Origin of the sequence: Pseudomonas sp. FDAARGOS_380, assembly GCF_002591235.1 — a bacterium.
Classification (GTDB): domain Bacteria; phylum Pseudomonadota; class Gammaproteobacteria; order Pseudomonadales; family Pseudomonadaceae; genus Aquipseudomonas; species Aquipseudomonas salmasensis.
In genome coordinates, this window is sequence record NZ_CP023969.1 from 625,155 (window position 1) to 638,445 (window position 13,291).

Here is a 13,291-nt window from a genome sequence, read left to right on the forward strand (position 1 = left end):
TCCACGCTAATTTGATCGGTATCAGGAACACTTACATGATCGCTTGCCTGCGGCTGCTCTCCGCCCTCTGCCTCGCTGCCTTGCTGGCTGCTTGCGCCAGTTCGCCCTCCTCCAGTCTTGGCGAACTGCCACGCACGCCCGATGCCAGTATCGAGCAACTGCTCGAACAGGCGACGAACGCCAAGACGCCAGAAAAAGCCGCGTTGCTGCGCCTGAGCGCGGCAGACCTGGCCTACCAACAGAACAATCCCGGCCGCTCCTCGCAGATCCTTGCGCAAGTGCCCCTGGATGCCCTGAAGCCAGCCGCGCAAGTATTTGCCAGCACCCTGGCCGCAGAACTGGCAATGGGCCGCAACCAGCCCAAGGCGGCCTTGGCAGCGCTGAACCACCCCAGCCTGCAAAGCCTGAAGGAACTGCCGACCGACCAGCAGATCCGCACCGGCACCGTGCATGCGCGCGCCTATGAAGCCGACGGCCAGACCCTCGCCGCCGCTCGCGAGCGCGTGGCCATGGCGCCGCTGCTGACGGGTGAGGCTGCCAGCAGCAACCACGAAGCCATTTGGGTATTGATTGCCGCGCTGCCAGCCGAACAGCTGCAAGCCACCGGCAACCCGACACTCGATGGCTGGATCACCCTGGCCCAGGCGGTCAAGGGCGCCGGTACGCTGGAGCAACAACAAGCCGCCATCGACACCTGGCGCGCACAGAACCCGGGCCACCCGGCGGCGGTGCAACTGCCAGCGCCGCTGACCAAGCTCAAGGAACTGGCCAGCCAGCCCCTGAACAAGATCGCCCTGCTGCTGCCCCAGGAAGGCCCGCTGGCCGCTGTGGGCAAAGCGCTGCGCGAAGGCTTCATGGCGGCTCACTACCAGGCTGAGCAAGCCGGGCAGAAGCCACCGGTTATCGAGTTCTATGACAGTTCGCGCCTGACCTCCCTCGACGACTTCTACGCCAAGGCCCAGGCCGCTGGCGTGCAACTGGTGGTCGGCCCGCTGGAAAAACCGCTGGTCAAGCAACTCAGCGCACGCCCGCAATTGCCGATCACCACCCTGGCCCTGAACTACAGCGAGACCGATCAAGGCCCCGCGCAGTTGTTCCAGTTCGGCCTGGCCGCTGAAGACGAAGCCCGCGAAGTGTCGCGCCGTGCCCGTGCTGATGGCCTGCATCGCGCCGCCGCCATGGTGCCCCGTGGCGAATGGGGTGAGCGCGTGTACAAGGCGTTCCGCCAGGATTGGGAAGCCAATGGCGGCACCGTCATGGGCGTTGAGTATGTCGATCAGCCTGTGGCCCTGGCCCAGCAGATCGCCGATCTATTCCAACTGCGCAAGAGCGAAGGCCGCGCCAAGAGCCTGCAAAACACGGTCGGCACCGACGTTGCCGCCCAGCCTTCGCGTCGCCAGGACATCGAGTTCATCTTCCTGGCCGTCACGCCGCAACTGGCCCAGCAGATCAAGCCGACCCTGAACTTCCAATACGCTGGCGATGTGCCGGTGTACGCGACCTCTCACGTGTTCAGTGCCAGCGGTGACCGCAACCAGTACCTGGACATGACCAATGTGATGTTCTGCGAAACCCCTTGGCTGCTTAACACCACCGACCCGCTGCGCAACCAGGTCGCCGCGCAATGGCCGCAAGCCAATGGCAGCCTGGGCCGCCTCTACGCAATGGGCGTGGATGCCTACCGCCTGGCGCCACGCCTGGGCCAGCTCAAGGCACTGCCGGACACCCGTGTCGACGGCCTCTCGGGCAACCTGGGCATCAGCGCCAACCAGCGCGTCGATCGCCAGATGCCGTGGGCGAAGTTCGTTGGCGGCGACATTCAGCGCCTGCCCGATACCCCACGCTGATGCCCGAGCGGTCCAGCGCACAAAGCGGCAAGGATGCCGAACTGCATGCTCTCAACTACCTGCAACAACAGGGTCTGCGCCTTCTGGCGCAGAACTGGTTATGTAAACGCGGCGAGCTTGATCTGGTCATGCTTGACGGCGATACAGTAGTATTCGTCGAAGTCCGCTACAGAAAACACGCACAATGGGGTGGCGCGCTCGCCAGTATCGACGGGCGCAAGCGTCAAAAGCTGATACTCGCTGCGCAGTTTTTTCTGCAAAAAGAGCATCGCTGGGCTGACTGCCCCTGCCGTTTCGATGTGGTTGCCATGGAAAGCACCCCGTCAGGCACAGCTGATCTGACTTGGCTCAAAAATGCCTTCGACAGCTGATTCGCCGGGTACCTCCACCACTCATTTTTGCTCTTTGCTTTGCGGGCTGCACATTACCTGTGCCAAACAGCCGCGCTACTTAAGGTCACACAGATGGACATGCAATCCCGAATTCGCCAGCTTTTCCAGGCCAGCATCGACACCAAGCAACAGGCGATGGACGTACTTGCACCGCACATCGAGCAAGCCAGCCAGGTGATGGTCAATGCCTTGCTCAACGAAGGCAAAATGCTTTCGTGCGGCAATGGCGGTTCGGCTGGCGATGCCCAGCATTTTTCCTCCGAGCTGCTCAACCGCTTCGAACGTGAGCGCCCGAGCCTGCCGGCCATTGCCTTGACCACCGATTCGTCGACGATCACCTCGATTGCCAACGACTACAGCTACAACGAAATCTTCTCCAAGCAGATCCGCGCCCTCGGCCAGCCCGGCGATGTGTTGCTGGCGATTTCCACCAGCGGCAACTCGGCGAATATTATTCAAGCGATCCAGGCCGCACATGATCGCGAAATGATTGTCGTAGCCTTGACCGGTCGCGACGGCGGCGGCATGGCTTCGCTGCTGCTGCCTGAGGACGTGGAGATTCGCGTCCCGGCCAATGTCACTGCACGTATCCAAGAAGTTCATCTGCTGGCGATCCACTGCCTGTGCGATCTGATCGACAGCCAACTGTTCGGGAGTGAAGAATGACCGTTAATCGCCTCAGTCTTTTGGCCATCACGCTGTGCGTCGCCATCAGCGGCTGCAGCTCGGCTATCACCGCTACACGAGACACCCCTATCCAGGACGACCGGGGCACGCGCACCTTCGGCAGCACCATTGATGATTCGCTGATCGAAACCAAGGTCAAGGTCAACGTTGCCAAGGCGGCCACCGACCTGGGCAACGGTGCCTCGCGCATCGTGGTGACCAGCTTCAACGGCGTAGTCCTGCTGGCAGGCCAAACCCCGCGCGCCGATCTCAAGGCCCAGGCCGAGCAAGCCGCCGCCGGCGTGCAACGCGTGAAGAAGGTCCACAACGAACTGCAGGTCATGGACCCGATCACCCTGCTGGCCATCAGCAACGATGCCTTGCTGACCACCAAGATCAAGGCCCAGATGCTCACCGACAGTGCGGTGCCTGGTTCGCGGATCAAGATCGTCACCGATAACGGCATCGTCTATATGATGGGCCTGCTGACCCAGGCCGAAGCCACCCGCGCCGCCAACCTGGTGCAGGGCGTGTCGGGCGTACAGAAGATCGTGAAGGTGTTCGAATACATCGACTGATGTAGAGTCCTTGATCGTTCCCACGCTCTGCGTGGGCACGCATCCCGTGACGCTCCGCGTCACCACCCCACAGGCCGCGACTTTTGCGCCATCAGTGGGACGCGGAGCGTCCGAGCGGGCATTCCCACGCAGAGCGTGGGAACGATCAACGCAGAGCGTGGGAACGATCAAAAAAAGGGCGCCGTGCATTGACTGCACGGCGCCCTTTTTAATGCCCAGCGTTTACTGGTATTGCTGGTACGGGTTGCCCTGGAACTGGTTGTTCTGCTGTGGCGCCTGCTGCTGGCCAGGCTGGCCGTATTGCTGGCCAGGGATCGGGCCGAGGTTGACTTCGACGCGACGATTCTGGGCGCGGCCGTTCACATCGCCGTTGCTGGCAATCGGGTTATCCGGGCCGGCACCGCGTGCGCTTAGGTTGGCACCGTTGACACCTTGGGAGGTCAGGTAGTTGGCCACGCTCTGCGCACGACGCTGGGACAGGTCCATGTTCAGTTGGCGGCTACCGGTGCTGTCGGTGTAGCCAACGATCTGGATAGTGTTCTGGTTGAACTGCTTGAGGGAGTTAGCCAGGTTGTTCAGCGGCTGGTAGAAGCTGCTGGAGATCGCGTCCGAGTTGGTGGCGAAGGTAATGTTACCGGGCATGATCAGCTTGATCTGGTCACCCTGGCGCTGCACCTCAACCCCGGTGTTGGCCATGCTTTCACGCAGTTTTTTCTCTTGCTGGTCGGCGTAGTAGCCATAACCTGCCGCACCGGCACCCGCAACCACTGCGCCAATCAGCGCGCCCTTGCCACGGTTGTTATGGTCGATGGCCGCACCGGCCAAGGCGCCAGCCAGCGCACCGAGGCCGCCGTACTTGGCGGTTTTGCTCATGCCGCTTTCGGAACCATTGCTGGCCTGTCCCTGGCTGCCGTCATAAGGGTTAGGTGAGGCGCAGCCAGACAACAGGGCTACGGCGGTAGCGACAACAAGCAGACGACGCGGAGTGAACATGAAGGAAGCTCCTACTTTTGCATTCTGTGATGCAGAGGACATTGGCAATGGACCTGTGCCGAGTTTGGAACGCGACAAACGGCAAAAATTCCGTGAAGGGGTGCGTAAAGCATAGCTGTCTTTGGCTCGGGCCTGCGCCTGTGTGTCTGTACCGGCTTGTATCAGAGCCGACAACCCATCACGCACGCACGAAAGGATTCTCCCGCATCTCATCGCCCAGCAACGTATCCGGCCCATGCCCAGTGACCACCGTCGCGCCTTCGTCCAGCGTATACAGGCGCTGCTTGATCGACCGCACAATCGTCGCCTGGTCGCCGCCCCATAAATCCGTACGCCCTACGCCACGACGAAACAAGGTATCGCCGGCGATCAACAGCTTGGCGTCGGCAAACCAGAAACTCATCGAGCCCGGTGTATGCCCAGGAGTATGCAAGGCTACGCCGCAGCCGCAGGCGAGCTCTTCGTCATGCTCCAGCCAGCGATCCGGAGACGGCACCGGGACGTAGGGCACGCGAAACATCTGGCATTGCATTTCCAGGTTGTCCCATAGAAATTGATCCTCTTTGTGCAGGTGCAGCGTGGCGCCGGTCTTTTCTTTCAATTGGCCGGAGGCCAGAAAATGATCGAGGTGAGCATGGGTGTGGATAATGCTCACCACCTTCAGGCCCAGCGCATCAAGGCGCGCCAGGATCAACTCGTGACTGCCGCCGGGGTCGACTACGATGGCTTTTTTAGTGATCGGGTCGCCAATGATGGTGCAGTTGCACTGCAACGGCCCGACGGGGAAGGTTTCGCGAATCAACGGTTGTTTTTCAATAGTCATGGGTGTCCTGCAAGCTCTCTGGCGCGTTCCAAGTGCAGTATGGTGTAGCTTGCCCCTGCTCTGGAAGGCGTCGATTGCGCGGTCTATCCGCTGCTAAGCTACACAAGCGCCATTGAAATCCCCCTGCTGCAGTCAGTCGCATTTGGAGCAACACCCATGGCGAATCAACAGATCATCTGCGAACACTGCGACTGCGTGTACGAGAAAGTCACGCTCGCCAAACATCAGAAAGCCCTGTGCGTACGCTGCTCTGGCGTGCTGCAGCGCTATAACGGCCTGTCGGTGCAGCAACGTCTGGCCCTGACGGTGACCGCCGCAGTGCTGTGGACCTTTGCCAACTTTTACCCGGTGATGAGCATCAGCCTGCAAGGCTTGAAAAACAGCGCGACCCTTTGGGATTCGGTGGTTGCGCTGAGCCTGGGGCCGATCACGTTCATTGCACTGGTGGCGGCGATTTCCATCATTATCGCGCCGGTGTTTCAACTGCTGTTGCTGATCTGGGTGCTGAGTTTCGCCTTGGCCGGCAGGCGCTCGCCGGCGTTCAAGCTGTGCATGCGCTGGCTCGAAGCACTCAGGCCGTGGAGCATGCTGGAGGTGTGCCTGCTGGGCGCGATGGTCGCGGTGTTCAAGCTGGCCGGCATGCTGGACGTTATTCCTGGCACCGGCCTGTTTGCCTTGGCTGCCCTGAGCCTGTTGCTGATCCGCATTGCCGGGCGCGATGTGCGTGACCTGTGGGACACCGTATGAACTCACCGCCTACCGCCCGCGAACTGAACCTGTGCCTGTGCCACACCTGCGGCCAGCCCTGCGACATGCGCCTTGAGCCCACCGAGTGCGAGCGCTGTGGCGCCGCGCTGCATCGGCGCAAGGTGCAGTCCCTGACCCGCACCTGGGCCTACATGCTCACCGCCCTCGCCTTTTATGTCCCGGCCAATTTACTGCCGGTGATGAACACCACCATGCTCGGCTCGGGTGCAGACAGCACCATCATGAGTGGCGTGCTGGAGTTCTGGCAGCATGGCGCCTGGGACATTGCGCTGATCATTTTCATCGCCAGCATTGCCGTGCCGGGCATCAAGTTCTTGTCGCTGGGGCTGCTGCTGATCACCGTGCAGCGCAATAGCCAGTGGGCGCGCAAGGAGCGTTCGAAGCTGTTTCGGTTTATCGAACTGATCGGCTACTGGTCGATGCTCGATGTCATCGTGGTCGCCTTGGTGGCCGCGCTGGTGAAGTTTCAAGCCCTGGGCACGATCGAACCGCGCCTGGGTATTCTGTTTTTTGGCCTGGTGGTCGTGTTTACGATGCTCGCGGCCATGAGTTTTGATCCCCGGCTAATCTGGGAAAACCCACCTAACGAGGAGACCTCGGATGAGCTCATCCAAGGCTGACACCCCTGCGGGGCAACCCGTGATCAAGACGCGTCGTTTCAGCGTTTCGCTGGTCTGGATCGTGCCGATTGTCGCTGTGCTGGTGGGGATCTCGCTGGTGATTCACAGCGTCATGCAACAAGGGCCGACCATCGTCCTCAATTTCAAGACCGGCAGCGGGCTGGTTGCCAACAAAACCGAGGTCAAATACCGCAACGTGGTGATCGGCCAGGTAACCGCCGTGGCCCTGAGCGATGACCAGAAAAGCGTCAACGCCACCGTCGAGCTGGTCAAACAGGCCGAAAGCTTCACCCGCGAAGACTCGAAATTCTGGGTGGTGCGCCCGCGCATTGGCGCGGGCGGCGTGTCGGGCATCGACACGTTGTTGTCCGGCGACTACATCGGCGCAGACATCGGCCAGTCCGAGACCCGCGCTAAACACTTCACCGGTTTGGAAAACCCGCCGCCCATCACTTACGGCGAACCGGGCAAGCGCTTCACGCTGCACACCCAGGCCCTGGGCTCCCTGGACATCGGCTCGCCGGTTTATTACCGCAAAATCCCGGTGGGCCAGGTGGTGGCCTATGAGCTGGACAACGAAGGCAAGGGCGTGAATGTCGAAATCTTCGTGCATGCGCCCAATGACGTGTACATCACTGAAAACACGCGCTTCTGGAACGCCAGTGGCGTCGACTTGAGCGTTGGCGCCAATGGCTTCGCGCTGAAAACCGAATCCTTGTCGTCCATGTTGATGGGCGGGATCGCCTTCCAGGCGCCGCCCTACAACCCCAATGACAAACCGGCCGAAGAAAGTCGCAGCTTTGAGTTGTTCGAAGACCAGCAAAGCGCCCTCGCCCCACCCAATGGCCGGGGGCAATACATGGTCTTGCGTTTCGATCAGGCCCTGCGTGGTCTGAAAGTCGACGCACCGGTGGAGTTCCTTGGCGTGGAGTTCGGCAGGGTTGTATCGATCAACCTGGATTTCGATGCGAAAAAGCGCACCTTCCCGGTCAATGTCGGCATCGTGATCTACCCGCAACTGCTCGGCGAGGCCCACACCAAGCTACTCAAGGCCATGAACAATAACCCAGACGATGAGGCAGCCGGCGTACGCCTGATAGGCACCTTCATCGAAAACGGGCTGCGCGCCCAGGCCCGCAGCGGCAACTTGCTGACCGGCCAGCTGTACATCGCCCTGGACTTCTACCCCAAGGCCGAGAAAGTCGCGTTCGACCCGAACCAGCGCCCGGTGGGCATCCCCACCATCCCGGGCAACCTGGAACAACTGCAAGAGAAGTTCGAAGGCATCGTCAACAAGATCAGCCAACTGCCTGTCGAGCGCATTGCCGGCAACCTCGACGCCAGCCTGGTCGAACTGCGCAAGGGCCTGGCGCAATTCAACGCCAAGACGCTGCCGGGTGTGCAGACGACCTTGGCCGACGTGAGCAAGACCCTGCAATCGGCCAGTTCAACCCTGGCCGAAGACTCGCCGCAACGTGAGCAACTGACCCAGACCCTCGACGAGTTGGGGCGCATGTCGCGCTCCCTGCGTGAGCTTTCGGATTACCTGGGCCGGCATCCGGAGTCGCTGATTCGCGGCCGCCCCGATAACGCCGCACCGACGGACCTGCAAGGGCCACCCCGCAAATGACCATTGGAGCCGCCATGACATTGCCGTTGAAGATCACATTGCTGGCCACCCTGCTGCTGCTCGGTGCCTGTCGCAGTGAACCCATCGCCTTTCACACCCTGACCCCGGCGCACTTGAGCCCGAGTACGCGAGCAGAGGCCGGTGGTGTACGCATTGAGAGCATCAGCGTGCCGCCTCAGGTCGACCGTGCGCAAATAGTGATTCGCCAGGGCGACAGCGGCCTGGCGATTCTTGAAACCCAGTGGTGGGCCGCCACCCTCGCCGATGAGCTGAGGAGCGCGTTGGTGGATCAATTGGCCAACAGCAATGCGCGGCAAGCCGTGGCTTTGCGCGTAGAGGTGCAGCGTTTTGACTCGGTCCCCGGACAGTACGCGCTGCTCGATGTGCGCTGGCGCCTGAGGCAAGTCAATGGCGATCGCCCGGCCTTGACCTGCCGCACCACCTTGCAATCACCTGCCGGGCCGAGCATCGACGAGTTGGTGGTGGCGCATCAGAACAACCTCAAGCGGTTCGCGGCGCTGATCAATCAGACCGTCGACACGTCGCTCAAAGGCTGCCCGACCGCGCCTTGAGCCATGGGCTCAGGCCAGCAAGCCCATGGACTTGGCCCGCGCGACTGCCTGGGTACGACGCTCCACGCCGAGCTTGCTGTTGATATGGCTGGCGTGGGTCTTCACCGTATGCAGGGAGATGAACAGCTGGTTGCTGATTTCCTGGTTTGAACAGCCTTGGGCAATCAGCTGCAGCACCGCCAACTCTCGGTTGCTCAGGGTTTCCTGTTGAGGTGAGGCTTCAACCGCGCTGGCCTGGGGCAGCAACGCCAGCAAGCTCTGGTTCAGCAGCCCATGGGGGTCCTTGCCCAACTGCTCGCGCATCCACTGCGGGTAACCCTCCAACAAGCGTTGAAACGGCTGCAACGCGCCGCCCGAGCCGGCTTGCAGGGCACGGGCCAATACCGGCCTGGCCTTGGCCTCCTGGCCATTCTCCAGAAGCAACTGCACCTGCTGGACCAGCGCCATCAGGGCAATCATCTGGCGCCCGCTGTCATGGGCCTGTTGGGCCAACGCTTCGAGGCGTTGCAGCGCGCTGTCGGGTTGATGGCGAGTGACATCAAGCGCGGCTTGTTGCAGCTCGATATGTTGCGGCAGGTGCGGATGAAACTCAGGGGCGGCCGCGGCGTGCTCGCCGTTGTAGGTCTGCCCCAGGCGGGCCAGCCAGGCGTCGGCCAGGTCAGTGCGCCCCTGGGCCAGCCACAGCTCGCACTTGATCAGGGTGATCATCGCCAGGTAATAGATCGGCGGTACATCCCAGATGTGCATCAAGCGCTCGGCCTCGGCCAGTTCGGCAAAGGCATTGGCAAACTCCCCGCGCCGCCCTTCGAAGCTGGCGATGACACAGTGCCCGATCAGCACACTGATATCGCGGCAGGCGCGAGCCTCGGCCAGGCCGGCGCGCAAACGCGCAAGGCCGGCTTCGGGCTGGCAACGCACCAGCAGCAGGTAACCTTCGTACAGCGACAGCCGTGCGCGCACGGCGTACAGGCGCTGGGGTGCCAGCCCATGCAGGCGCTCCAGGCCTTGGCGAACTTCATCCAAAGACCGCAGGATCTCACCCCGCGACTGCAACACCCGGGCCCGGTCGTAATGGGCTAAGGCTTCAAACAAGGGGTTACCGACGCGCTGCGCCAGTTCCAACGATTCGCGGTTCAGGCCACGGGCGCGCCACAGGTCGGCATCGGCGATTGCCAGGTTGGACAGAGTCGAGAGGCACACCAGGCGCTGGCCGTAACGCTTTTGCGGCAGGCTTTCCAACGCCTCTTGGCAATAGCGCTGGGTCAGCTCACGGTCTCCGCGCCCACGGGCAATGATCCCGCTCAACGCCAACCATTGGGCCAACATGGATTTTTGCGCGGTGGCCGATGGCGCCGGCAGGAAGCGGCTAAGGTAACTGGACAGTTCCTGCGCCGCATCCAGTTGGCATGCGAGCCCCAGCGCCCAGCTGTACAGCACGATCAAACGCGGCGTGCTGATCAGCAGGCTGTCGGGCAGGTCCATCTTCCAGCGCAGCAGCATGCCGATGTTCTGCTCTGCCAGCAGTTGCTCTTCGGACAGGTTCTGCACCAGATTCGCCGCTACATCCAGGTGCCCGGCCCGCAGCGCCTGCTCCACCGCCTCGTCGATCAAGCCCTGGGCGTTAAACCAGCGACAAGCGCGCAAGTGCAAGCTGGCCGGCGGCAAGGTGGCGCTTTTCTCGCGGCGGGTGCGCAGCAGGTCAGAGAACAAATGGTGATAGCGGTACCAGTGCCCTTGCTCATCCAACGGCACCAGGAACACTTGATGAGCCTGCAAATAGCGCAGGATTTCTGCGCTGTCATGGGCCTCGCGAACGGCGTCACACAATTCGCTGCAAAAGCGCTCCTGCGGTGCAGTGTCGTAGAGGAACGCTTGCACCTCCGCAGGCAGGCAGTCGATAACCTCTTCGAGCAGGTAGTCGCGAATCAGCCCCTCGCCACCGTGCAGGCTTTGGGGCAAGGCGCCCTCACTGCCGGCTTCGGAGGCCGCCAACAGCCAGAAGCGCAGGCCGGCGACCCAGCCCTCGCTACGGCGGATCAGGTTTTCCAACGCTTCACCGCGCAATGCGTTGCCGTGCCCATCCAGCACCGCCAGGGATTCGTCGTGGGTCAGGCGCAGGTCTTGCTCATGCAGTTCCAGCAGGTGTCGCGACAGGCGCAGGCGTGCCAGGTGCCAGTCCGGTCGCTGCCGACTGGTGACCAGCACCACCAGGCCATCGGGCAAATGATTGAGGAAAAATTGCAGGCAGCGATCCAGCACCGGGCCCTGGGCCAGGTGATAGTCATCCAGTACCAGCAATAACGGCGAGCGTGCAGACAAGTGCACGGCCAGCTCGTCGAGCAGGCCATCGAGCCATTCTTCGAAGGCAAAGGGTTGGTGACGCTGGCGCATTTTCAGCAAGCCCATGGATTGGGCGCCGAGTTGCGGGAAATACTGTTGCAAGCCGTCGAGCAGCCGCTCCAGGAAACGGCCGGGGTCGCTGTCCCGTGGGCTCAGGCCCAACCACAGGCTTTGCCACTGGGCTGGCAAGCCCTGGCAAAACTCCACCGCCAACGAACTTTTGCCAAACCCCGCGGGCGCGCTGACCAGCAACAGTCGCCCCTCCAGGCCGGCATTCAGCCGTTCGCACAGGCGCGGGCGCAGCACGTAGCCGTCAGGCAGCGGCGGCCTGTAGAAGCGGCCTTCCAGGGTCGGCATCACCACACTGGCAGGCCCATGGGTTCGGGACAGATCAGTCATCGCCGGGCTCTTGTAGAAGGCTGTTGTCGGCATTGCAGATGTCCGCAGACTAGCGGTAAAAGCGGTGGGATTGTAGATCTTTGCAACAAATGGCTGAAAAAGAACTGCGACAAGAAATATCCCTTCCAGCCTCCTGGAAAGAAGTAGGAGCGAGCTTGCTCGCGAAGGGCTCAAAAACAACGCGCCCATTCAGGATGGGCGCGTGAGGCGTGACGCAGAGCGTCACAGGAAGCGCTCCCACGCAGAGCGTGGGAGCGAGCATCAGCAGAGGTTAGCGAACACCGTCCTGGCGCAGGGCCGCTGGGGTGAAGTCGCTGGTGCTGGCGGTGAAGCCAAAGTCATAGGCCTGCTTCTCTTCGTTCTTCATGCCCAGGGCCAAGTAGCGGCCGGACTGCAGGTCGTAGAGGGTTTCCAGGGCGTACCACGGCACTTGCTTGTCGTAGTAGTTCTCGGCATGGGCTTCGGCGACACGCCACAGTTGGCCACGACCGTCGTAGTGGTCGATCACCGCCGCTTGCCAGGTGTCTTCGTCAATGTAGAAGTCACGCTTGGCGTAGATGTGGCGCTGGCCTTCCTTCAAGGTGGCGACTACGTGCCAGACACGGCGCAGCTCGTAGCGAGCCAGGTCCTGGTTGATGTGGCCAGCCTTGATGATGTCGGCGTACTTGAGCTTGGGATCGTCGACCTTGTAGCTGTTGGAGGCGATGTAGATTTCTTTCTTGCCTTCCAGCTTCCAGTCGTAGCGGTCTGGCGCACCGTTGTACATGTCGAGGTTGTCGGAGGTGCGCAGGCCATCGGCGGCAGTACCCGGCCCGTCATAGGACACTTGCGGTGCCCGACGCACGCGGCGCTGCCCGGCGTTGTAGACCCAGGCCGAACGCGGCTCTTTGACCTGGTCCAGGGTTTCGTGCACCAGCAGTACACCACCGGCCAGGCGTGCTGGCGCAGTCACTTGCTGCTTGAAGTAGAACAGCACGTTGCCTGGGTTTTTTGGATCGAAGTCCTTCATCTTGTCGCGGAACACGAACTGGTCGCGGAAGTACACCAGGCTGTAGGAGCCATTGGTTTGCGGAGTGGCCTGAGTGACCAGGCGGGTCACGCTGCCGCCGCGATAACGGGTGATGTGGTTCCAGATCACTTCAACGCCGCTCTTGGGAATCGGGAACGGGACGGCGGTTTCGAAGTTTTCCAGGCCGTTGCCGCCGGACACCAGGTTAGTGGTGGTGGCGTTTTTTTTGATCGAGGCAAACACCTCAGCTGGCACGGTGGCGCCGCGATGGGTCGGGTACACCGGCATCTTGAAGCTGTCCGGGTAACGCTTGAACATCGCGTATTGCCCGGGCGCCAGCTTGTCTTTGTATTGCTCGACGTTCTGCGCGGTGATGGTGAACTGCGGTTGCTCGCTGGCATACGGGTTGGCGAGGAAACCACGGGCGTCGACCGCGCCGGCGTTGGTCGGCAATGGCGACCATTTTGGAATGGTGCCGGCCGCATTACCGGCCATCTCGGCGCCCATCGGGGTCAGGGTCGTGCCGAGCTTGGCGGCTTCATCTGCCGAGACTGCCGCCATGACGTTACTCGCCAGGATCGACAGCCCAAGCACACCCACGTGCAACAGACTTTTTGTTATTTTCATGCTCTGGTCTTCCTGAATACATGCCAC

Annotated in this window: 12 protein-coding genes; 8 read left to right on the plus strand and 4 right to left on the minus strand. The window is 61.7% G+C overall.

Annotated elements, in window-relative coordinates; all coding sequences use genetic code 11:
* Nucleotides 1–35: 35 nt before the first annotated feature.
* From CRN80_RS03010 to CRN80_RS03025, 4 genes are all read left to right on the plus strand, one after another.
* A complete protein-coding gene (locus CRN80_RS03010) occupies nt 36–1,847 on the plus strand; it encodes a penicillin-binding protein activator (protein WP_098949548.1) in 1,812 nt (603 codons plus the stop codon).
* On the plus strand, nt 1,847–2,218 hold the full coding sequence (locus CRN80_RS03015) for a YraN family protein (RefSeq protein WP_003188656.1): 372 nt from the start codon (nt 1,847–1,849) through the stop codon (nt 2,216–2,218). Before CRN80_RS03010 ends, CRN80_RS03015 begins: the two co-directional genes overlap by 1 nt.
* Nucleotides 2,219–2,311: 93 nt before the next feature.
* Nucleotides 2,312–2,905 carry a phosphoheptose isomerase gene (locus tag CRN80_RS03020; protein WP_007904374.1) on the plus strand — a complete coding sequence of 198 codons (594 nt, stop codon included), beginning with the start codon at nt 2,312–2,314 and terminating at the stop codon, nt 2,903–2,905.
* On the plus strand, nt 2,902–3,483 hold the full coding sequence (locus CRN80_RS03025) for a BON domain-containing protein (protein WP_003188655.1): 582 nt from the start codon (nt 2,902–2,904) through the stop codon (nt 3,481–3,483). The genes CRN80_RS03020 and CRN80_RS03025 overlap by 4 nt, the downstream gene beginning before the upstream one ends.
* 222 nt (nt 3,484–3,705) lie before the next feature.
* On the opposite strand, the gene CRN80_RS03030 is transcribed toward CRN80_RS03025, so the two are convergent.
* On the minus strand, nt 3,706–4,476 hold the full coding sequence (locus tag CRN80_RS03030; protein WP_020301258.1) for an OmpA family protein: 771 nt from the start codon (nt 4,474–4,476) through the stop codon (nt 3,706–3,708).
* 178 nt (nt 4,477–4,654) lie between these two features.
* On the minus strand, nt 4,655–5,299 hold the full coding sequence (locus CRN80_RS03035) for an MBL fold metallo-hydrolase (RefSeq protein ID WP_098949549.1): 645 nt from the start codon (nt 5,297–5,299) through the stop codon (nt 4,655–4,657).
* Between the two features lie 156 nt (nt 5,300–5,455).
* Between CRN80_RS03035 and CRN80_RS03040 the strand changes: the two genes are divergently transcribed.
* From CRN80_RS03040 to CRN80_RS03055, 4 genes are read left to right on the plus strand one after another with little or no spacing between them, the layout of a single operon-like run.
* Complete coding sequence (locus CRN80_RS03040) at nt 5,456–6,046, plus strand: paraquat-inducible protein A (protein ID WP_014716964.1); 591 nt, start codon at nt 5,456–5,458, stop codon at nt 6,044–6,046.
* On the plus strand, nt 6,043–6,687 hold the full coding sequence (locus CRN80_RS03045; protein WP_098949550.1) for a paraquat-inducible protein A: 645 nt from the start codon (nt 6,043–6,045) through the stop codon (nt 6,685–6,687). Before CRN80_RS03040 ends, CRN80_RS03045 begins: the two co-directional genes overlap by 4 nt.
* Nucleotides 6,668–8,317 carry an intermembrane transport protein PqiB gene (locus CRN80_RS03050; protein WP_073524099.1) on the plus strand — a complete coding sequence of 550 codons (1,650 nt, stop codon included), beginning with the start codon at nt 6,668–6,670 and terminating at the stop codon, nt 8,315–8,317. The genes CRN80_RS03045 and CRN80_RS03050 overlap by 20 nt, the downstream gene beginning before the upstream one ends.
* A 14-nt stretch (nt 8,318–8,331) precedes the next feature.
* Nucleotides 8,332–8,889 (plus strand): membrane integrity-associated transporter subunit PqiC, encoded by a 558-nt coding sequence (locus CRN80_RS03055; RefSeq protein ID WP_044271919.1) that lies wholly within the window; start codon nt 8,332–8,334, stop codon nt 8,887–8,889.
* A 9-nt stretch (nt 8,890–8,898) separates the two neighbouring features.
* On the opposite strand, the gene CRN80_RS03060 is transcribed toward CRN80_RS03055, so the two are convergent.
* Together CRN80_RS03060 and CRN80_RS03065 are read right to left on the minus strand one after the other, a co-directional pair.
* Nucleotides 8,899–11,628: a LuxR C-terminal-related transcriptional regulator gene (locus CRN80_RS03060; RefSeq protein WP_098949551.1), complete on the minus strand. Its 2,730-nt coding sequence runs from the start codon at nt 11,626–11,628 to the stop codon at nt 8,899–8,901.
* A 271-nt stretch (nt 11,629–11,899) separates the two neighbouring features.
* Complete coding sequence (locus CRN80_RS03065; RefSeq protein ID WP_003188642.1) at nt 11,900–13,264, minus strand: DUF1329 domain-containing protein; 1,365 nt, start codon at nt 13,262–13,264, stop codon at nt 11,900–11,902.
* Nucleotides 13,265–13,291: the final 27 nt, after the last annotated feature.